Genomic DNA, 19,856 nt, shown 5'->3' with positions numbered 1-19,856 from the left:
CGGCGACCGGTCCGCGCCCCGTGCCCGCCTCCGGCCCCGCCCCAGCCCGAGCCCCGGGCGCCGGGGTGGCCCGGTCGACGGCGGGTGCGGGTGCGGGTGCGGCCGGGCGCCGGTCGGGCTCCGGGATCGTGTCACGCTTCGCATACGGGTCCCAGGCGGACCGCGGGTCCGGCGCAATGCCCGGGTCCGGCGTGAGGTCGGGGTCCGGCGCAATGCCCCGGTCCGGAGTGAGGTCGGGGTCCGGCGTGAGGCCCGGGTCCGGCGCAGTGCCCGGGTCCGGCGTGAGGTCGAGGTCCGTTTCCGGGTCCCACAGCGCCGCTCTGTCCGCCTCCGGGTCCCACGCGGCCCCCGCGCCCCTGCCCGTGTCCGCCTCCGGCGGCCGGTATATGTCCCGGCGGTCGCCCACCGTCCTGCTCACCGTGTACGACACGGAGTCGAAGCGGTCGTCGAGGCTGTCGGGCGCGCTGCTGGGACCGGTGTCCGGCGCGGTCTCGTCGTACAGCTTCCGCCACCAGTCGTCCTCATGGGCGGCGGGCTTCTCCCCCTGCTGACTCATGCCCTTATTGTCCACCGCGGACAGCGCCCGAAAACGGGGCATCGGGAAAAAGTGGCCCGTAATCGCGGCCCGTGAACGAGGTCCGCCGGGCGACCCCACCCCCAGGGGAGGGACGCCCGGCAGACCGGTCCAGGTGATCACCGTATCGGCGTATCAGCTGCTCATCCGCTTACCTCACGGCGTACGCGTCGTTGACGGTCTGGACGACCGCGTTGCCGTTCGCGTCGGTCAGCTCGGTACGCAGGGTGACGGACCGTCCGGTCGCGTCCGCGTGGTCCACGGTCGCGGTCCACCGGCCGCCACGCTGCGCGGTGGTGGCCGTGTGCCAGGTCTCGCCGCCGTCGTAGGAGAAGGAGACCTTCGCGCCGGTGAGCTTGCCAGGGGTGTATCCGGCGTGCCCGGTCGCATCGAGGCCGATCCGCCGGCCGTCCCTGGCGGGCAGGGTCTTCATCCCGTCCGACGGCAGGTCATAGCGCGGGAAGAGCAACGGCAGCCCCTGCGAGGCCACATGCGGCTTCCGCTCGGAACGGAACTTCCAGGTGGTCTGCGTCTGCGTGGACCGCTTCCAGACCTGGGCGGGCGAGCCGACCTTCGTGGTCGTCATGGTGAGTTCGTACGCGGCGTCCTCGGCCGGCACGGTGAACACACCGAACGGGTAGGCACTGGTGCCGATGAGCTGTCCGTCACGGCTGAGCCGCATGTTGCCGATGTCACCGAACGAGCCTTGCTGTCCCACGTGTTCGGAGTCGGTCATGAACGCCGGGGCGACGCCGATCAGGTTGTCCTGCCGTTCACCCGCCCGCAGTTCCCCGCCCGCCGCGTCGCGCGGGGCGCCCGGGACGATCAGACCTCGGTACCACTCCTCCGCCGTGGCCCGGCCCGCCTTGTACGTACGGGGGTTGCCGGTCATCAGCTCGCCCCAGGGGAAGCTGGAGGAGAGCATCTTCTGCCAGACGGTGTCGCCCGCCGTGTAGTACTCGGTGCGCTTGCCGGGGGCGGCGACCAGAGCGAGGGAGGACGCGCCGAACGTTCCGCCGTAGGGGCGGGAGACCAGGAGCGTGTCGACGAAGTCGGCGGCCACGCCCATGGACTCGTGCGTGGAGACGACCGAACCGAGCTTCTTGTCGCGGACCTTGTAGGTGCGGTCCGAGGTGATCCGCCCCTTCTCCGGGAACGACAGGTTGTAGACGAACGGGCTGACCGCCGTGGCCCTCCAGGTGACGTCCGCCCCGCCCTCGGCGAGCGCAGCGGTCAGTACGGCGGCCTCGTCGGCCCGCAGGCCGAGGACCGGCAGGGGCGCCGCCCCGTAACCGATGCCGGGCTTCCAGTCACCGGCCGAGGGCCGGTACACCAGGAGCGCCTTCGCCCCGGCGGCCTCCGCGGCGCGTGCCTGGGCGAGGACGTTGGAGGAGTCGTCCGCGACCTTCACCAGGGCGATCCGGCCCCTGGCCCCTGCGGCCTCCAGCTCTGCCGTGCTGCCCTCACCGGCGTCGACGACCTCGGCGCGGCCCTTGCCGTCCAGGTTGACCGACCCCGTGGTGGCGGGACGGGGGTGCAGATCGGCTCCGCCGACGAGGGAGAACTTCTGGATCTGGGGGGCGTAGGCGCGCCAGAAGGAGGCGAACTCGAAGTCGCCGTCACGGGGCTTGCCCTGGACGTCGACCAGATAGTCCTTGATCAGTTCGTTGCCCGAGATGGACCCCGAGTGCAGCCAGTTGTCCCAGGTGCGCCCGAAGGCGAGGGTCGCGCCGCGCGTCTCGGCCGCCCGGTCCTGGGTCCTCACCTTCAGGCGGTGGGCCTCGCGGGCGTCGAGGACGAGCGTGGTGTCCTTGGTGAGGTTCAGCTGAGGGCGTGCCAGATAGCCGACGGAGCCCACGAGTTGACCGGTCGGGTCGGTGGTGTCGGGCGAGGCGATGAAGCTGGATACGAAGTACGCGCCGGGGCGGACCCGGTAGGTCTGGTCGGTGGCGCCCTCGTTGAAGCGGCGTTCGCCGGAGGCGGTGTCGGTGCCGATGAGGTCGACCGAGGAGACTCCGCCGGCGGGCTTGCCGGTGCGGTCGATGAGCTTGACGCGCAGGGTGACGGTCTCCGGTGCCACATAGAGGGAGAACGGCGTGGAGACCCGCACTCCCCCGGGTGCGGTGGCGAGGACGCGCCCGGTGACGTCACCGTACTGGGCGGCGGCCAGCCGTGCGTCGGGGTCGAGTTCGAGGGGGACCTCGACCGTCGCCCCGGCGGGCACGGTGATGGACTTCCGGCCGAGGGCGGCGACCTTGGAGCCGACGGCGGAGCCGTCGTTGCCGGTGACGCCCGAGACCTTCAGCGAGAGCCTGACCGGCTTGCCGCCCGTGTTGGTGTAGGGCAGGGCAACGGTGGTGCGATCGCTCCTGTCCTGGGGCCAGTTGAAGGTGCCGCCCTGGACGGCGGGTGCACCGGTCACGGGCGTACGAACGGCGCGGTCCACGTCGAGGCGGCCGCCGCCGGTCTCGCGTACGTCGCCGGGCACGGCGCTGTGCGCCGAGGAGACCAGGGCCGCCTTGATCTGCTGGGCCGTCCAGTCGGGGTGGCGCTGCTTGACGACGGCGGCGGCGCCGGCGACGTGCGGGGTGGCCATCGACGTACCGGACATCGACCGGTACGCCTGTGAGCCCCGGCCGCCCGCCGCGGCGGCGGAGATGGCGACGCCGGGTGCGGCGATCTCCGGCTTGAGCGTGTGCGAGCCGATCGTGGGGCCGCGGCTGGAGAAGTTCGCGGTGGAGTCGTCGCGGTCCACCGCCCCCACCGTCAGCACGCCGGCGGCGCAGCCGGGCGAGGAGACGGTGTTCAGGGACGGGCCGAGGTTCCCCGCGGCGACCACGAACAGGGTGTCCTTGTTCTTGCCGAGTTTCTCGGCGGCCAGGCTCATCGGGTCGGTGCAGTCGGTGGGCTCCGCGCTGCCGAGGCTCATGGAGACGACGTCGGCCTTGTTGTCGACGGCCCACTGCATGCCCGCGATGATCCAGGAGGCGGCGCCGGACCCGCTGTCGTTGAGGACCTTGCCGACCATGAGGTCGGCGCCGGGGGCGACGCCCTTGTTCTTGCCGTCGCTCGCCGCGCCGGAGCCTCCGACGGTGGACGCGACATGGGTGCCGTGGCCCTGGCGGTCGTCGGTGGTGTCGGAGTCGGTGAAGTTCTCGGATGCGGTGATCCGGCCCTGGAGGTCGGGGTGTTCGGCGTCGGCGCCGGTGTCCAGGACGGCGACCCTGGTGCCGGTGCCGTCGTGACCGGCCGCCCAGGCGAGGTCCGCGCCGACCTGCTTCGTCGACTTGTCGAGACTGGCCTGAACCTTTCGGTCGAGCCAGAGCTTCTTGAGGCCGGAGGCCGCCCGGGAGCGAGGGGCGGTGAGGTCGGCCCAGAAGTCGGCGGTGCGCTTCTTGTCGGCCTTCAGCGCGAGTCCGTCGATGACGTCGAGCCTCTGGCCGCGCTCCGCCCCGCGCGGGGTGACGAGGGTGCGGCGGGCAGCGTCGCCGGTGTAGGTGGCGATCAGCGGGACGGAGTCGGCGCGGCTGTCGTCGTAGCCCTGGCGGATCAGTCCGGTGACGTTGAAGAGCTCCTCGTCGACGGTGCCCGCGGCGAGCGCGGCCACGGCGGACTCCGGGTAGACGTACAGGTCGGAGCCGGACTGCCGGGTCTGGACGAGAGGGACACTGCCGTCCTCGCGGGGCAGGGCGGTGGCGGCGGACGCTCCCGAGGCGTCGGTGGTCACCAGCACCTTGTCGCCGGTGACGAGCGTCAGGGTGACGGGCGTGGCATCCGTGGCGGCGGCCGCACTGCCGGTGAGCGGTCTCTTCGCGTGTCGCGCGTCCGATGGCGCTGCCACGGACGGTGCGATAGCGGTGACGGCGAGCACGGCGGCGGTCGCCGCTCCGAGTGCCGTACGCGGTATCGGGCGCATCGCTCTCCCCAGGTCAATCCGGAATGAATCAGCCCAAGAGGCCGCATCCCGGAGGTTGTTGGTGCTGCGGTGGCGCCACAGTGGCAGAGCGACCAGGGGTACGGGGGATGATGTGAGCGGCGGGTTTACGCCGTGGCCTCTTCCCGCCACGCGGGACCCGCGGGCAGGGGCGCCGCGATGCGCGATCACCACACAGGAGGGCCGGAGCATGCTGGGGGCCATAGGTCTCGACGAGAGACAGGAAGCCACGTACCGCGCACTCGTCGCGGCGGGAGCGGCCGAGCTCACCGATCTCGCGCACCGGCTGGCCCTTCCCGAGGCGGACACCGAGCGGGTGCTGCGCCGGCTGGAGCGGCAGGGCCTGGCCGCCCAGTCCTCGGCCCGGCCGGGCCGCTGGGTGGCCGCTCCGCCCGGGGTGGCCCTGGGCGCGCTGCTGATCCAGCAGCGTCACGAGCTGGAGCAGGCGGAGCTGGCGTCCGCGCTGCTCGCCGAGGAGTACCGGGCGGAGGCGAGCGAGCCCGCGGTACACGACCTGGTGGAGGTGGTGACGGGGGCGAGCGCCGTCACCCAGCGCTTCCACCAGTTGCAGCTGGGCGCGGTGTCCGAGGTGTGCGCCCTGGTCACCGGGAAGACGGTCGCGGTGACCGGCATGGAGAACGAGTCCGAGGAGCGCGCCACCTCGCGCGGCGTGAGCTACCGGGTGGTGGTCGAGCGCGAGGTGCTGTCGATGCCGTACGGGATTCTGGAGCTGTCGACGGCGCTGAGCCGGGACGAGCAGTGCAGGGTGGTGGACCGGGTGCCGACGAAGCTGGTCGTCGCCGACGGCAGCCTCGCGATGGTCCCGCTGACCGGGCGGGGCGAGGAGCCCGCCGCCCTGGTCGTTCATGCCAGCGGTCTGCTGGAGTCGCTGATGGGCCTCTTCGAGGCGGTGTGGCGGGAGGCGATGCCGCTACGGCTGGGCGAGGGCGGCGGGGTGCGCGAGGACGGAGCCGGGCCCGACCCGACGGACCTGGAGGTCCTGTCGCTGCTGCTGGCGGGGCTGACGGACGCCAGTGTGGCCAAGCAGCTGGACCTGGGGCTGCGGACCGTGCAGCGCCGGGTCAAGGGCCTGATGGAGCTGACCGGGGTATCCACCCGCCTCCAGCTGGGCTGGCACGCGTACGAACGCGGCTGGGTGTCCCGTACCACCGCCTCCTGAGGGGGTGGATCGGCGCAGGTGGTGGCGGGTGCCCCGAATGCGCTGACGGGCGCGGCGGTGCACTCTCCGGCACGCTGGTCAGATGAGTGTGTGGCAGCTCGTCGCCGTCGGCCTGGTCATGCTGCTGGGCCTGGTCGGGGTGTTGCTGCCGGGCGTCCCCGGGCAGGCGATCGTCTGGGCGGCGGTGCTGTGGTGGGCACTGACGGACATGACGACGGCGGCCTGGGCCGTCCTGATCGGCGCGACGGCCCTGATGCTGCTGAACCAGGCCCTCAAGCCCCTGCTCCCGCCGCGCCACCCGGGTGAGTCGGGCGCCCCCCGCCGGACGTTGATGCTCGGCGGGGTCGCGGCGATCGGGGGGTTCTTCGTGGTGCCCGTGGTGGGCGCGCTCCTCGGGTATGTGGGGGCGATCTTCGGCGCGGAGCGGCTGCGGCTGGGCAGCCGGGGCGCGGCCTGGACATCGGTGCGCTCGGTGATGCGGGCCACCGGCTACGCGGTGCTGGTGGAGCTGTTCGCCTGCCTGCTGGTGGCGGGCGCCTGGCTGGGCGCGGTGCTCTGGGGCTGACCGCCCGGGGTGCGGCGGGGGCGGTCAGCGGGGAGACGCGGCCGCTTCCCGGTGGCGTACGGCATAGGAACGCCAGGGCCGCCAGTCCTCGCCCCCGGGCATCCCGTACGGGTCCACGTCGGGGTCGCCCAGCGCCCGCATCCGGATCAGCGCGGCGGTGCGGCGGCCGATCCCGGGGAGCGTCAGCAGCGTCCGTTCCGCCTCGCCCCGGTCGGCGCCGGCGTCCAGCCGCAGCCGCCCGTCGGCGAGCGCGGCGGCCAGGGCGTCGAGCGCCGGATCCTCGGCGGAACCGGCGAGCGCGCCCGGCTCGGGGAACACATGGGTGAGCCCGCCGCACGGCACGTCCAGCGCCTTTCCGTACCGCTCCACCAGCTCCCGGGCCCGCTCCCGCCCCACCAGGGCCCGTACGGCGGCCTCCTCCGGGTCCGCCGCGCCCGGCGAGCGCAGTCCGGGGCGGGCGGCGACCAGCGGGGCGAGCTGGGGGTCGGCCGCGAGGGCCTCGTCCACGGCGTACGGGTCGGCGTCCAGGTCGAGGAGCCGGCGCAGCCGCTGGACGGCGGTGGTCAGGTCACGCAGGTCGGCGAGCTGGATGCGGGCCTCCAGCCATGGGCCGGGAGACGCCTCGTCGACCGCGACGAGCCCGGAGCCGTACGGCAGCCGCAGGGTGCGCCGGTAGGTACGGCGCCCCGGTTCCCCCACGACCTCCTCCACCCGGGCGACCGCCTCCGCGGCCAGCAGGTCGAACATGGCGGCGGTGGCGTACGGGCGCCGGTGGGCGAGCCGCAGCGGCACCCCGGCCCGCGCTCCCTCGCGACGTCCGCCGCCGAGCCCCGTCCCGGCCTCGGCGCGCAGGGCGCTGGGGGTGCGGGCGTAGATCTGCCGGATGGTGTCGTTGAACTGCCGGACGCTGGCGAACCCGGCGGCGAAGGCGATCTCGGTGACCGGCAGCCGGGTGGTCTGGAGGAGCACCCGGGCGGTGTGGGAGCGCTGGGCACGGGCGAGCGCGGCGGGTCCCGCGCCCAGCTCGGTGTTCAGCTGGCGCTGGACATGGCGGGCGCTGTAGCCGAGCCGCCCGGCGAGCCCGGGCACCCCTTCGCGGTCCACCACGCCGTCGCCGATCAGGCGCATGGCCCGGCCGACGACGTCCGCGCGGACGTTCCACTCGGCGGAGCCGGGCACGGCGTCCGGGCGGCAGCGGCGGCAGGCCCGGAAGCCGCCCGTCTGGGCGGCAGCGGCGGTGGCGTAGAAGCGCACATTGGCGCGTTGGGGAGTGACGGCGGGACAGCTCGGCCGACAGTAGATGCCGGTGGTCACCACGGCGAAGAAGAACACTCCGTCGAACCGTGCGTCGCGGCTGCTCACCGCCTCGTACCTGGTCCGTTCGTCCATCACACCGTCCAGTGTGCGGCAGCCACCGCTGCCGCACTCGCGGTTTTCGGACATCGAGCCGTACGCCTGCGGCTACCGCACCCGGCCCCGCTTGGCCTGCATCGCCGCCCGCCCCTCGGAGCCCTTGCGCTTCCAGTCCCGCAGGATCTCGCTGCGCACGCGCGCGTCGGTCTTGGCGACGATCCGCTGGTTCTCGCGGAGCAGCTTGCGGTAGCTGTCGAGGCGGCGCTCGGGCAGGGTGCCGTCCTCCAGCGCGCCGAGCACGGCGCATCCCGGTTCGACCGTGTGGGAGCAGTCGTGGAACCGGCACCGCGCGGCCAGCTCCTCGATCTCGGAGAACACCTCGCCGACCCCTGCCCCGGCGTCGAAGAGGCCGACGCCGCGCAGGCCGGGGGTGTCGATGAGGACGCCCCCGTGCGGCAGGACGAGCAGGTTGCGGGTCGTTGTGGTGTGCCGGCCCTTGCCGTCGACCTCCCGGGCGGCCCGCACCTCCATCACGTCCATGCCGAGCAGGGTGTTGGCCAGGGTCGACTTGCCCGCGCCGGAGATGCCGAGCAGCACGCTCGTACCGCCGGAGACGAGGGCGCCGAAGACGTCGAGCCCCTCGCCCGTGGTGGAGCTGACGGGCAGCACCTGGACGCCGGGGGCGATCGCCTCGACGTCCCGGACCAGGTGGGAGACGGTGGCCGCGTCGGGCACCAGGTCCGCCTTGGTGAGGAGCACGATCACTTCGGGCTGGTGCTCGGTCTCCCGTCCGTCACCGAGCAGGGCGGCGCCGCTGGAGCTGGACAGGGCGAGCGCGAGGAAGCGCTCCAGGCGTCCGAGGTCCAGTTCGACGGCGAGCGAGACGCAGATGGCGATGTGGTCGATGTTGGTGGCGAGCACCTGCCCCTCGGACCGCTGCGAGGAGGTCGAGCGGACGAAGGCGGTACGGCGCGGCAGCAACGTACGGACGAAGCGCGGGTCGCCGTCCGCGTCGAGCGCCACCCAGTCACCGGTGCAGACGATCCGCATCGGATCACGCGGCACCACGAACGCGGTGTCGGCTCGGACCGGGCCGTCAGCGGTGATCACGTCACACTGACCGCGGTCCACCCGCACCACCCGCCCCGGGACGAGCCCCTGCTCGGCGTACGGGGAGGAGGCGGCCGCCCAGTCCTCGTCCCAGCCGTACGGGGCCAGCGGGTGCGAAGAAGGAGAGCAGGACGAAGCTGCCGGAGAAAACGAGAAAGACAAGGGAAACCCTTCACAGGGTGGCCCCGGCACGCGCGCTCGGCGCGAAGTTACGAGAGTGGTCAGCCGGTGGCCACGGGGATGCGGACGATGCTCTTCCGGTTGTGGGCAGTGCCCATCACAACGACAGTCATCAATGTCCTCACCTCCTGATTCCTCTTGCCTGCCGCACGCGTCACTGCGGCATGCGGAACGGTGTTCACCCTAGACCGGCCCCCGGGAGGGGCGCCAACAGTTTTTTTCGCCGGAGTTACCCCAGATCTCCCTCGATCGGGTGATACGCATGCATAGCTGCTGGTCCATGGCCGTTAGGGTGCCGAGCATGACCACACCCCAGACCTCCACCGGCACGTTCACACCGGCCCAGTTGGGCACCCAGATCCTGATCGGCTGGAGCGGCCGGCAGCCCGACGCCGACCAGGACACCGCCTTCCTCCTCTCCTATTCGCTGGGCGACGGGCAGGACGGTCCGGAGGTCGGCCGCGAGGCCCTGCGCAGCGCGCTGGAGCGTGCGGGCCTCCAGGTCGGCGGCTCGATCCAGGACGCGGCCACGTCCCCCGGCATCCAGGCGAAGCTCCTCGTCCAGGCGGGCCAGGCCGTCCTGACGCTGCCTCACCTCAAGGCGCAGTACCCCGCCCCCGCCGAGTGGCTGGCGGCTGCCCAGGCACAGGGCCAGGTGTACGGCATGTTCGCCACCGCCCCGTGGCCGGAGGCCGTGCCGGGGCAGCCGGTCAGCGAGGACCAGCTGAGGGCCTTCGCGGCCGACGAGGAGGTCGTCCGCACCTCCGCACACTGCCTGCTCCCGGTCCGCTCCCTGGGCTGACCGCCCCGCACCAGCACACGACGAGGCCCACCACCCCCCGTGGAGTGGTGGGCCTCGTCGTGAGGCGGTGCCGGTCGTGCGGCGTGCCGCGGAAGCGCGGAAACGAGGACGGGCGGCCCGGAGGGTGACCTCAGGACCGCCCGTGCTCGTTACGTCAGTTGTTGCCGACGCCGTTGCCCGAGAGCACCGGGATGTCGTCCAGGATGTGCGACAGCGGCTCGTCGCCCTTGGCCTGGGTGGAGTTGTCGGCGCACTGCTGGTTCTGCGGGTTGGACAGAACGTTGATGTCCTGGACCGTGACCGGCACGACGCCGACGAGCGAGCCGACGTTGACCTTGGCAGGCAGGCCGATGCAGAGCTTGTTCAGGGTGCCCTGAACAACCTGGGTCTGCGGGCTCCAGTCACCCTTGGTCACAGCGTTGCCGAACTTCGACTCGGCGCCGTTGCCGTTGACCGTGGTGGTGCCACCGTCGTTACCGATCGCCATGGCCGTGGGAGCCGCGACCGCGGACAGACCGAGCATGGACACGGCCACTGCAGCGCCGGCCATCATCTTCTTCATCAAGCTTCACCTTTCGGAGCGTCCCGGTGTGGAACGTACTGATCAACCGACGCGGACCGCGATCGGTTGCGCAGTACCACTCAAATGGGTTCGATCCGGCGCAGGGTCGACGCCGCTGCTCAGTTCTCGGCCACCTCGTCCGAGGTGCGGGCCGCCGGGACGAAGCCGCCGCGGTGTGCGGTCGGCTGCTGAGGTGCTTGCGGAACGGGGTCGCGTCCGGCCGCCCGCCACTCGGCGACGAGCCGGTCGAAGATCGGTGTGCCGCTCGGTGGGGGCTGCTCTCTGCGCTGCGGGGGCTGGCTGCCGTACGGGTCCATGGAGAGGCTCTACCCGGACGGGGCCGGACCGTCAGCCGGTGCTACGGCATCCGGCCCAACCCCCGCACCGCCCGCGCCCGTCGGACACGGCGCCGGACGCACCCTCGCACGACGAAGGGCCAGCCCGTCCCGTCCGGCGAAGAGCGTTCGCCGGACGGGGGGACTGGCCCCGCGTGGGTCGGTCTGTGCGGCGTCAGTTGTTGGCGGCGCCGTTGCCCGAGAGGATCGGGATGTCGTTCAGGATGTGCGACAGAGCCTCGTCACCCTTGGCCTGGGTGGAGTTCTCGGTGCACTGCTGGTTCTGCGGGGAGGACAGGATGTTGATGTCCTGGACCGTGACGGGCACGAGGCCGACGAGGGAGCCGAGGTTCGCCTTGGCGGGCAGGGCGATGCAGGGCTTGTTCAGCGAGCCCTGGATGAGCGCGAACTGCGGGCTCCAGTCGCCGTGGGTCGCGGAATTGCCATAGGCCTGAGAGGCGCCGTTGCCGTTGATCGACGTGGTGCCGCCGTCGTTGGCGATCGCCATGGCGGACGGGGCGGCCGCAGCGGAGGCACCGACGACCGAGGCAGCGACGGCCGCCGAGGCCATAATCTTCTTGATCATGAAAAACCCTTCTGGGATGAAACGTGTGCCCGCCTGTCCGGAGCGTTCTGCTCAACTCGGCTCGGCGGGTCTGGTTATGCCCATTCACTCGAACGGTGATATTCCCGCCGTGCGTTCACGGAGAATGCGAGGCCGACACGGGAGGAAGTCGGAACCGGAGGAATGGGGGGCGGCGAAAGCGCTGAGAGGGCTGCCGTTCCGCGGCGGTCAGCCGCCGATGGGCACTCCGCCGAGCAGCGGGGCGGCGCCTCCGGCCGCGCCGGTGGCCTCACCGGCCAGCTTGCCGACCGTGCCGTCCTTCGAGACCGTCTCGGTGGTGTCGCCGACGGTGTCGACCAGCGGGTCCACTACCTGCGGGGCGCTGGCCACGACCTGGTTGAGGCCCCGGTCGAGGCTGAAGTTGGGGGCCATGGCGTCAGTAACGGCGAAGGCGGGGGCAGCCGTTCCGAGGGCGGCCACGGAACCGGCAACGATCGCGGCGGTCTTCGCGTACTTCACTTCGGTGTTCCCTTCTGCGCGGCATCTGTTTCGGTCACGTTCCCGTGCCGCACAAGCCTTCTTTACCTGTGACTTCTGCCGCTTTCTCCTTGGACAACGATCAGGCCGCATTCGGGAAACTGTGCAGCGTCATCTTTCTCTGCCGTCGACGGCGGCCGTTCAACGAAAAGGCCCCGGACGGCGGTTGCCGTCCGGGGCCGACCGGTCCCGGGCTGTCCGCCCGGCCGGTCAGTTGTTCACTGGTTGATGCAGGTGTTGCCGAAGGCCGGGTTCAGCGCACCGACCAGGTTGACGGTGTTGCCGCAGACGTTGACCGGAACGTGGATCGGGGCCTGGAGGATGTTGCCGGACAGCACGCCCGGGGAGTGCGCGGCAACGGCCTCGGCACCCGAGTCGGCCATGGCCGGCGCGGCGGTGCCCATCGCCATGAGCGTTCCGGCGGCGACGGCGGCAACCTTGGTGTACTTCACTTTGTGTCCCTTTCCTCGGCGGAGTCCGGCGCGGTCACGACTTTCGTGCCGCCCGAGCCCGATATTGATCGCTCGTGACTCCGGCGCTGTCATTCGTAACGATGAACGGCCGGAATCGAAACTGCCCGGGAAGCGAAATCCCGGAGAACCGCCCGAATGACGCAACGTCGATTCGGCGTGGGGTTACGGAAATGGAGGCGCCCAGAAAGCCACCGCACATTCCCGGGAAAAGCGGCGGGCCCGGACCGCTCGGTGGAGGAACTCCGAGGGCCCGGACCCGGGTATTCAGCCGTATCAGCCGTTGCCGGCACCGTTGCCCGAGAGGATCGGGATGTCGTCCAGGATGTGCGACAGAGCCTCGTCGCCCTTGGCCTGGGTGGAGTTCTCGGTGCACTGCTGGTTCTGCGGGGAGGACAGGACGTTGATGTCCTGGACGGTGACCGGCACCACGCCGACGAGCGAGCCGACGTTGCCCTTCAGCGGAAGACCGACACAGGGCTTGTTCAGCGACCCCTGGACCAGGCCGAACTGCGGGCTCCAGTCACCGTGGGTCTCGGCGTTGCCGAAGGACTGCGAAGCGCCGTTGCCGTTGATCGAGGTGGTGCCCCCGTCGTTGGCGATCGCCATGGCCTGCGTGGCGCCGAGGCCGAGGACGGAGGCGGCGACAGCGCCCGTAGCCAGAACCTTCTTGATCACGATTAACCCTTCTCGCACTGGTTGCCCCGCGGCGGAGCACCCTGACCAACTCGGCGCCCGGCGTTTGGTTCCGCCCATTCACCCGAATGCCGGGCACGGGGGCGTGCGGCACCGGAGCGCGACCGCCGCACGGATTCGCACACATCGCCCCGCCTCCGTTCGTACGTCCACCCGTTCGCACTGGCGGAATCGTTTTTCTTTACCCGTGGACCGGGAAGTGCGGGATCCGTACACGCCAGCCATCCGGGTGATGGCAAAATTTTCACGCCACTCCAAGTTTCCCCCACAGCCCTCGGTCGTTATGGCAGTCGTCCAGCGCGCATGTGTGAGGGAAGGGCAAGTAACAAGTAATGCGACAAGTCTTGAACAAGAGCTTCATCGTCGTGGCGGCCGCCTCAGGTCTCCTGGCCGCGGTCGGCGGCACCGCACACGCCGACGCGTCGGCCGAAGGTGCTGCCGTCGGCTCGCCGGGCGTCGGTTCGGGCAACACCCTGCAGGCTCCGGTGAACATCCCCGTCAATGTGTGCGGCAACACGGTCAATGTGATCGCCCTGCTGAACCCGGCCTTCGGCAACAAGTGCGTGAACGCCGACGGCCCGAAGCACGACCACCCGCCTGTGGACAAGCCGCCCGTAGATGAGCCCCCGGTCGACGAGCCGCCCGTGGACGAGCCCCCGGTCGACGAGCCGCCGGTCGACGAGCCCCCCGTGGACGAGCCCCCGGTCGACGAGCCGCCGGTCGACGAGCCCCCCGTGGACGAGCCCCCGGTCGACGAGCCCCCGGTGGACGAGCCGCCCGTGGACGAGCCCCCGGTCGACGAGCCGCCCGTGGACATGCCTCCGACCGACACCCCCGGCACGGACACTCCGGGTGCCGAAACCCCCGGTTCCGGTACGCCCGGCTCCAACACCCCGGGTGCGCACCTGGCCGACACCGGTGCCGCCGATCTGGGGCTGGCCGCCGGTGCGAGCGCCGCGCTGCTGCTCGGCGGGGCGGTGCTTATGCGCCGTACCCGTGACGCGCGGGACTGAATCACCACCGCGCCTGCGTGAGAAACGAGGTCCGGCCGGACAGCGGGGACTGTCCGGCCGGGCCTTTCGTCGTGTGCGGTGACCGGTTTGTCCCGGGGTGCGGGCCGATCGGTGGAGGATGGCCGGGAGCCGCGGGGCCGTGCCGTCGCCGGGCCCGGCCGCGCCGGATGTGCGAGTGCGCCGGTCGGCCGGTGAGGCCGTGATGGCCCGGCTCCCTCAGACCGCGATCCGTTCGAAGACCGCCGCGAGGCCCTGGCCGCCGCCGATGCACATCGTCTCCAGGCCGTAGCGGGCCTCGCGGCGGTGGAGTTCGCGGGTGAGGGTGGCGAGGATACGGGCTCCGGTGGCACCGACCGGGTGGCCGAGCGAGATGCCCGAGCCGTTGACGTTGATCCGCTCCTCGTGGTCCTTGTCACCGAGGCCCAACTCCCGTGTGCAGGACAGGACCTGGGCGGCGAAGGCCTCGTTCAGCTCGATCAGGTCGAGGTCGGCGAGCGAGAGACCTGCCCGGTCGAGGGCGGTGCGGGTGGCGGCTACGGGTGCGATGCCCATCGTCGCGGCGGGGACCCCGGCCCGGGCGAAGGAGACCAGGCGGACGAGCGGGGTGAGGCCGAGGCGTTCGGCGGTTCCGGCGCTGGTGACCAGGCAGGCGGCCGCCGCGTCGTTCTGGCCGCTGGCGTTGCCCGCCGTGACGGTGGCCTCCGGATCGGACTTGGCCATCACCGGGCGGAGGGCGGCGAGTTGTTCGGCGGTGGTGTCGGGGCGGGGGTGTTCGTCGGCGGTGACGACGGTCTCGCCCTTGCGGGTGCGTACGGTGACGGGGACGGTCTCCGCGTCGTAGCGCCCCTCGGCGGCGGCGCGGGCGGCCCGCTGCTGCGAGCGCAGGGCCAGGGCGTCCTGGTCGGCGCGGCTGATGCCGTACTCCCGGCGCAGGTTCTCCGCCGTCTCGATCATGCCGCCGGGGACCGGGTGGTTGAGGCCGCCCGCGGTGACCCGGCCCCGGGCGAGGGCGTCGTGGAGCTGGAGGCCGGGGCCCTTGATTCCCCAGCGTCCGTCGTGGGTGTAGTAGGGGGCACCGCTCATGACGTCGACGCCGCCCGCGATCACGACGTCGCTGAACCCGGCGCGGATCTGCATCGCCGCGTCCAGGACCGCCTGGAGCCCCGAGCCGCAGCGGCGGTCGATCTGGGAGCCGGTGACCGTGGTGGGCAGTCCGGCGTCCAGGGCGGCGACGCGGCCGATGGCGGGGGCCTCGCTAGTCGGGTAGGCGTGGCCGAGGATCACCTCGTCGACCCGGTCGGGGTCGATGCCGGTGCGGGTGACGATCTCCGCGATGACGCGTGCGGCCAGCGCGGCCGGTGTCTGCTGGGCGAACGCCCCGCCGAACCGGCCGATCGGGGTGCGCAGGGGTTCGCAGATGACGACGTCGAGCGGCACGGGCGGGCCTTCCTTCAGGGCGACGGGCGGGGCGCGGGTGGTGGGGTGACCTTCGCATCCGGTGACTGAGCCGGTCCAATACCGGATCGGCTCCGGATCGAGAGGCCCGGCGTCTCAGTCGGTTCGCCGTCCGGTCCGCGTACGGGTGTCGGAAGGGCGTCCCGGGCGACGGCGAGCACGGCGTGCAGGGCGGCCGAGGGGTTGTCCGCGCGCCAGGCGAGGGCCGCCTGGCGGCGGATGGGCGGTCCGGTGAGGGGCCGGTAGACGAGTCCGCTCTGCTGGATGTGGCGTACGGAGGTGACCGTGAGGGTGACGCCGACCCCGGCCGCGACGAGCGCCATGATCGTGTACGAGTCGGGGGCCTCCTGGACGACGCGCGGGGTGAACCCGGCGCTCTCGCAGGCCTCGGTCATCGCGTCGCGGACCGTGGAGCCGGTGTTGGCGGGGAAGGAGACGAACGGTTCGTCGGCCAGTTCGCCGAGCGGCACCGCCTCGCACCGGGCGAGCGGGTGGTCGAAGGGCAGGGCGCAGAGCAGTTCCTCCTCGTCGATCACCCGGTAGGACACTCCCGCCCGGGTGACCGGCAGGCGCACGAAGCCGAGGTCGAGCGAGCCGTCGGCCACCCGGGACAGCGCGACGTTGGCGTACGTCTGGCCGGTCATGACCAGTTCGAGGCCGGGGTGGGCGGCGCGTACGGCGCGGGTGAGCCGGGGCAGCGTCTCGTGGCTGGAGGCTCCGGCGAAGCCGATGGTGACCCGGCCGTACTCGCCCCGGCCGGCCGAGCGGGCGGCCCGTACGGCCGTGTCGAGGTCGTCGAGGACCTTCGTCACGGGTTCGAGGAAGGCCTCCCCCGCGCCGGTGAGCCGGACGGAGCGCGTGTTGCGGCGGAAGAGCTGCACGCCGAGCTCCTTCTCCAGCTGCCGGATCTGCTGGCTCAGCGGCGGCTGCGCCATCTGGAGGCGCTTGGCGGCGCGGCCGAAGTGCAGTTCTTCGGCCACGGCGAGGAAGGCCTTCAGATGGCGCAGTTCCATGGGGCGCTCCTCGTGTCTTTGATACTCCTCGCGTCTCGGTCCGACCCTAATTCGGTATTGGACAGCCATCAATGGGGGCTGACACCGTGGTACCGGCGCATGCGGACGATGGGGAGCACTGTGGACCGGACGGCCGACAAGGTCATGTCGATGAGGGAGGCCGTCGCCGCCTTCGTCCACGACGGGGACACCGTGAGCCTCGAAGGGTTCACCCATCTCATCCCGACCGCAGCCGGGCACGAGATCATCCGGCAGGGCCGTCGCGGACTGACGGTCGTGCGGATGACGGCGGACATCGTGGTGGACCAGATGGTGGCGGCGGACTGTGTCACCCGGCTGGTCTCCTCCTTCGTCGGCAACTCCTGTGCCGGTTCGCTCGGTGAGCTGCGGCGGCGGATCGAGCGGGCGGACCCCGAGCCGCTGGCGTTCGAGGAGTACAGCCACTACGGGATGGTCTGCCGCTATCTCGCCGGTGCGCAGCGACTGCCGTTCCATCCGCTCCGCTCGTACGGCGGGAGCGATCTGCCGTCCGTCAACCCCGGTATCCGCAAGGTGACGTCGCCCTATCCCGGGCCGGACGGGCAGCCTCCCGAACAGATCTACGTCGTACCGCCGGTCAATCCGGATGTGACGATCGTCCACGCCCAGCGCGCCGACCGCCGGGGCAACACCCAGATCTGGGGACTGACCGGGGTCCAGGCCGAGGCGGTGTACGCGGCGGACCGGGCGGTCGTGGTCGTGGAGGAGCTGGTCGGGGACGAGGTGGTCCGCTCGGACCCGAACCGGACGCTGATCCCGGCGCACGCGGTCGACGCGGTGGTGGTCTGCCCGCGCGGGGCGCACCCCTCCTTCGCGCAGGGCTACTACGACCGGGACAACGCCTTCTACCGGTCCTGGTCCGCGATCAGCCGGGATCCGGTCCGGCTGCGGGAGTGGCTGGCGGAGTGGGTGTACGGCACCGCCGACCACGCGGAGTACGTGGCGAAGCTCGGCGAGGAGTACTGGGCGGGGCTCGCGGTGGGCGAGGCGCTGAGCGCCCCGGTGAACTACGGGCGGCGGCTGTGAGCGGGCCGGGCCCGGCGGAGGAGGGGGGCGGGGCTGTGCGCGGTCACGGTCGGGCCGGCCCGGTGGACGGGGGCGGTTCCGCCGTGCCCGTCACCTCCTCCGAGCTGCTGTCCGTCGTCGCCTCCCGTGAACTGGCCGGGCGGCGCACCGTGTTCGCGGGGATCGGACTGCCGACGCTCGCGGCCGAGCTGGCGCGGCTGACCGTCGCGCCGGGCATCGATGTGGTGTACGAGTCCGGGGTGTGCGGGGCGCACCCCTCCCACCTCCCGGAGACCATCGCGGACGCGGTCCTGATCACGGGCGCCGAGGCGGTCGTGTCGATGCCCGCCCTGTTCGGTTCGGTGCTCCAGGGCGGGCATATCGACGTGGGGTTCCTGGGGGCCGCGCAGATCGACCGCTGGGGCAACCTCAACACCTCGGTCATCGGGGACCCGTGCCGTCCGTCGGTGCGGCTGCCGGGCTCCGGGGGCGCGGTCGAGGTGATGGCGAACGCCCGTGAGGTGTTCGTGGTGATGCGCCGCCACACCCCGCGTTCCTTCGCCGCCGCGCTGGACTTCTGCACCACGCCGGGCCCGGACCGGGCGCTCGCGGACGGAATCCGTCCGCTCGGCGCCGGCGTCACCCGGGTCGTCACCGAGCTGGGCGTCCTCGCCCGCGAGGGCGTCGGGGACGAACTTCGGCTGGTCGCCGTGCACCCCGGGGTCACCGTCGAGCAGGTCCGGGCGGCGACCGGCTGGGAGCTGGAGGCCGCCGACCGGGTCGCGACGACGGCCCCGCCCACACCCGCGGAGCTCCGGCTCCTGCGCGACGATGTCGACCCGAACCGTGTCTACCTCCGCTGAAGACCGTGCCTGCCTCTGCTGAAAGGGCCCCACTGCCATGCGTATCAGGATCGTCGGAGCCGGGGCCATGGGCCGTGGCATCGCCCAGTGGGCGGCGAGCGCCGGGCACACCGTGGAACTCGCCGACGTACGGCCCGAGGCGGTGACGGAGGCCCTGGACTTCGTCGCCTCGATGCTGGACCGGGCGGTGGCCAAGGGCCGGATGACCGCCGCGGACCGGGGCGGGGCGGTGGCCCGGCTGGTGCCGCTCGGTGATCCTTGGGCGGCCGGTCCGGAGGTGGAGCTGGTCATCGAGGCGGTACGGGAGGACCTGGCCACCAAGGCCGAGGTGTTCGGGAAGCTGGAGCGGGCGCTGCCCTCGTCCGCCGTCTTCGCGACGAACACCTCGTCCCTGTCGGTGACCCGGATCGCGGCGACGCTCCAGGACCCCTCGCGCCTGGCCGGGCTGCACTTCTTCAACCCCGTGCCGCTGATGAGGATCGTGGAGGTGGTGCCGGGCGCGGCGACCCGTCCGGACATCCCGGCCCGGCTGACCGAGCTGGTCGAGGGGTGCGGCCACCGGGCGGTCACCGTCGCCGACACCCCCGGATTCCTGGTCAACCACGCCGGGCGGGGGCTGGTGACCGAGGCGCTGGCGCTGCTGGAGGAGTCGGTGGCGGACCCGGCGGAGATCGACCGGATCGCCCGGGACGTCCTGGGGCTGCGGATGGGCCCCTTCGAGCTGATGGACCTGACCGGTCTCGATGTGACGGCCGCGGTGATCGACTCGATCTGGGAGGGCTTCCGGTACGAGGACCGGCTGCGCCCCTCCTTCCTCACCCCGAACCGGGTGGTGGCGGGGCTGCACGGCCGCAAGACGGGCCGGGGCTGGTACGCGTACGGGGACGGGGCGTCCGGCCCCGCGCCGGAGAGCCCGGTCGGCGGGAACGCGGAGCGCCCGGTGTTCCTGGCCACGTCCGGGCGGCGGGAGGTCGCGGCGTACGAGGAGGGTCTGACCGGCTCGCTGGAGGCGGCGGGGGTCCGCGTCGAGCGGGGCGGCGGGCCGTCGGCCCAGGCCGTGGTGCTGGTGCCGGTGTGGGGGACGTCGGTGGCGGCGGCGATCGCGGAGGGCGGACTCCCCCGGGAGCGTACGTTCGGGGTCGAGGTGCTGCCCTCGGCCGGGCGGCGGCGGGTGCTCGCGGTGACGCCCGCCTCCGACCGGGGGGCCGCCCGCGACGCGCGTGGGGTGCTGGCGCGGTCCGCCGAGGGCGGGGAGCCGTACGGGGTGTCGGTGGTGCGGGACACGGCGGGGTCGGTCGCGCAGCGGCTGCTGTCCTCCGTCGTCGCGGTCGGCTGTTCGATCGCGGAGCGCTCGCTGGCCGCGCCGGCCGATATCGATCTCGCGGTGACCGCGGGCCTCGGCTATCCGGCCGGGCCGCTGGCATGGGGCGAGCGGATCGGGGCCGCGGGAATGCTGGAGCTCCAGCGGGCACTGCACGCGACGACGGGCGACCCGCGACACCGGCCGACGCGGTGGATCACCGAACGGGCCGCCCTGGGCCTGGCCCTGACCGACCCGGGGACCTCGCCCGCGGACTGCCTGGAATGAGGGGCGGGGTCGGACGT

18 protein-coding genes and 1 pseudogene are annotated in these 19,856 nt (G+C 72.3%); 7 read left to right on the top strand and 12 right to left on the bottom strand.

Annotated elements, in window-relative coordinates:
• Both CIB93_RS37415 and CIB93_RS10065 read right to left on the bottom strand, forming a co-directional pair.
• Nucleotides 1-556, bottom strand: a pseudogene (locus CIB93_RS37415) (hypothetical protein); the annotation flags it as partial.
• Between the two features lie 169 nt (nt 557-725).
• The gene (locus tag CIB93_RS10065; RefSeq protein WP_096626252.1) at nt 726-4,490 is read right to left on the bottom strand and encodes a S8 family peptidase; all 3,765 of its coding nucleotides are present in this window, start codon (nt 4,488-4,490) and stop codon (nt 726-728) included.
• A 208-nt stretch (nt 4,491-4,698) separates the two neighbouring features.
• Here CIB93_RS10065 and CIB93_RS10060 point away from each other — a divergent pair, with 208 nt between their 5' ends.
• Together CIB93_RS10060 and CIB93_RS10055 are read left to right on the top strand one after the other, a co-directional pair.
• Nucleotides 4,699-5,688, top strand: a complete 990-nt coding sequence (locus CIB93_RS10060; RefSeq protein WP_096626250.1) for a LuxR family transcriptional regulator — start codon at nt 4,699-4,701, stop codon at nt 5,686-5,688.
• A gap of 82 nt (nt 5,689-5,770) precedes the next feature.
• Nucleotides 5,771-6,253, top strand: coding sequence for a DUF456 domain-containing protein (locus CIB93_RS10055; RefSeq protein WP_096626248.1), 483 nt, complete (start codon nt 5,771-5,773; stop codon nt 6,251-6,253).
• A 24-nt stretch (nt 6,254-6,277) separates the two neighbouring features.
• Here CIB93_RS10055 and CIB93_RS10050 read toward each other — a convergent pair whose 3' ends face one another.
• On the bottom strand, nt 6,278-7,642 hold the full coding sequence (locus CIB93_RS10050) for a DNA-3-methyladenine glycosylase 2 family protein (RefSeq protein WP_096626246.1): 1,365 nt from the start codon (nt 7,640-7,642) through the stop codon (nt 6,278-6,280).
• 72 nt (nt 7,643-7,714) lie between these two features.
• A complete protein-coding gene (gene rsgA / locus CIB93_RS10045) occupies nt 7,715-8,878 on the bottom strand; it encodes a ribosome small subunit-dependent GTPase A (RefSeq protein ID WP_096626244.1) in 1,164 nt (387 codons plus the stop codon).
• Nucleotides 8,879-9,197: 319 nt separating this feature from the next.
• On the opposite strand from rsgA, the gene CIB93_RS10040 reads away from it, so the two are divergent.
• The gene (locus tag CIB93_RS10040; protein ID WP_096626242.1) at nt 9,198-9,698 is read left to right on the top strand and encodes a DUF5949 family protein; all 501 of its coding nucleotides are present in this window, start codon (nt 9,198-9,200) and stop codon (nt 9,696-9,698) included.
• A gap of 154 nt (nt 9,699-9,852) precedes the next feature.
• On the opposite strand, the gene CIB93_RS10035 is transcribed toward CIB93_RS10040, so the two are convergent.
• The 6 genes from CIB93_RS10035 to CIB93_RS10010 all read right to left on the bottom strand — a co-directional run bounded on the left by CIB93_RS10035 (nt 9,853) and on the right by CIB93_RS10010 (nt 12,845).
• A complete protein-coding gene (locus CIB93_RS10035; protein WP_096626240.1) occupies nt 9,853-10,260 on the bottom strand; it encodes a rodlin in 408 nt (135 codons plus the stop codon).
• A gap of 119 nt (nt 10,261-10,379) precedes the next feature.
• Complete coding sequence (locus tag CIB93_RS10030; protein ID WP_096626238.1) at nt 10,380-10,577, bottom strand: hypothetical protein; 198 nt, start codon at nt 10,575-10,577, stop codon at nt 10,380-10,382.
• A gap of 193 nt (nt 10,578-10,770) precedes the next feature.
• Nucleotides 10,771-11,181, bottom strand: a complete 411-nt coding sequence (locus tag CIB93_RS10025; RefSeq protein WP_096626236.1) for a rodlin — start codon at nt 11,179-11,181, stop codon at nt 10,771-10,773.
• A gap of 207 nt (nt 11,182-11,388) precedes the next feature.
• Complete coding sequence (locus tag CIB93_RS10020; RefSeq protein WP_096626234.1) at nt 11,389-11,679, bottom strand: hypothetical protein; 291 nt, start codon at nt 11,677-11,679, stop codon at nt 11,389-11,391.
• 236 nt (nt 11,680-11,915) lie between these two features.
• On the bottom strand, nt 11,916-12,149 hold the full coding sequence (locus tag CIB93_RS10015) for a chaplin (RefSeq protein WP_096626232.1): 234 nt from the start codon (nt 12,147-12,149) through the stop codon (nt 11,916-11,918).
• 294 nt (nt 12,150-12,443) lie between these two features.
• Nucleotides 12,444-12,845, bottom strand: coding sequence for a rodlin (locus tag CIB93_RS10010; protein WP_096626230.1), 402 nt, complete (start codon nt 12,843-12,845; stop codon nt 12,444-12,446).
• A gap of 350 nt (nt 12,846-13,195) precedes the next feature.
• Here CIB93_RS10010 and CIB93_RS39405 point away from each other — a divergent pair, with 350 nt between their 5' ends.
• Nucleotides 13,196-13,876 (top strand): chaplin, encoded by a 681-nt coding sequence (locus CIB93_RS39405; protein WP_096626228.1) that lies wholly within the window; start codon nt 13,196-13,198, stop codon nt 13,874-13,876.
• A 216-nt stretch (nt 13,877-14,092) separates the two neighbouring features.
• On the opposite strand, the gene CIB93_RS10000 is transcribed toward CIB93_RS39405, so the two are convergent.
• Together CIB93_RS10000 and CIB93_RS09995 are read right to left on the bottom strand one after the other, a co-directional pair.
• A complete protein-coding gene (locus tag CIB93_RS10000) occupies nt 14,093-15,313 on the bottom strand; it encodes an acetyl-CoA C-acetyltransferase (protein WP_096626226.1) in 1,221 nt (406 codons plus the stop codon).
• A gap of 14 nt (nt 15,314-15,327) precedes the next feature.
• Complete coding sequence (locus CIB93_RS09995) at nt 15,328-16,344, bottom strand: LysR substrate-binding domain-containing protein (protein WP_257002123.1); 1,017 nt, start codon at nt 16,342-16,344, stop codon at nt 15,328-15,330.
• Between the two features lie 108 nt (nt 16,345-16,452).
• Between CIB93_RS09995 and CIB93_RS09990 the strand changes: the two genes are divergently transcribed.
• From CIB93_RS09990 to CIB93_RS09980, 3 genes are read left to right on the top strand one after another with little or no spacing between them, the layout of a single operon-like run.
• The gene (locus CIB93_RS09990) at nt 16,453-17,409 is read left to right on the top strand and encodes a CoA transferase subunit A (RefSeq protein ID WP_096626268.1); all 957 of its coding nucleotides are present in this window, start codon (nt 16,453-16,455) and stop codon (nt 17,407-17,409) included.
• 35 nt (nt 17,410-17,444) lie between these two features.
• Complete coding sequence (locus tag CIB93_RS09985) at nt 17,445-18,251, top strand: CoA-transferase subunit beta (RefSeq protein WP_373558728.1); 807 nt, start codon at nt 17,445-17,447, stop codon at nt 18,249-18,251.
• A gap of 37 nt (nt 18,252-18,288) precedes the next feature.
• The gene (locus CIB93_RS09980) at nt 18,289-19,839 is read left to right on the top strand and encodes a 3-hydroxyacyl-CoA dehydrogenase (RefSeq protein ID WP_096626224.1); all 1,551 of its coding nucleotides are present in this window, start codon (nt 18,289-18,291) and stop codon (nt 19,837-19,839) included.
• The last annotated feature ends 17 nt before the right edge of the window (nt 19,840-19,856 follow it).

It is taken from the genome of Streptomyces sp. WZ.A104 (genome assembly GCF_002382885.1).
Lineage (GTDB): Bacteria > Actinomycetota > Actinomycetes > Streptomycetales > Streptomycetaceae > Streptomyces.
This window is presented reverse-complemented; position numbering and strand designations above follow the sequence as displayed.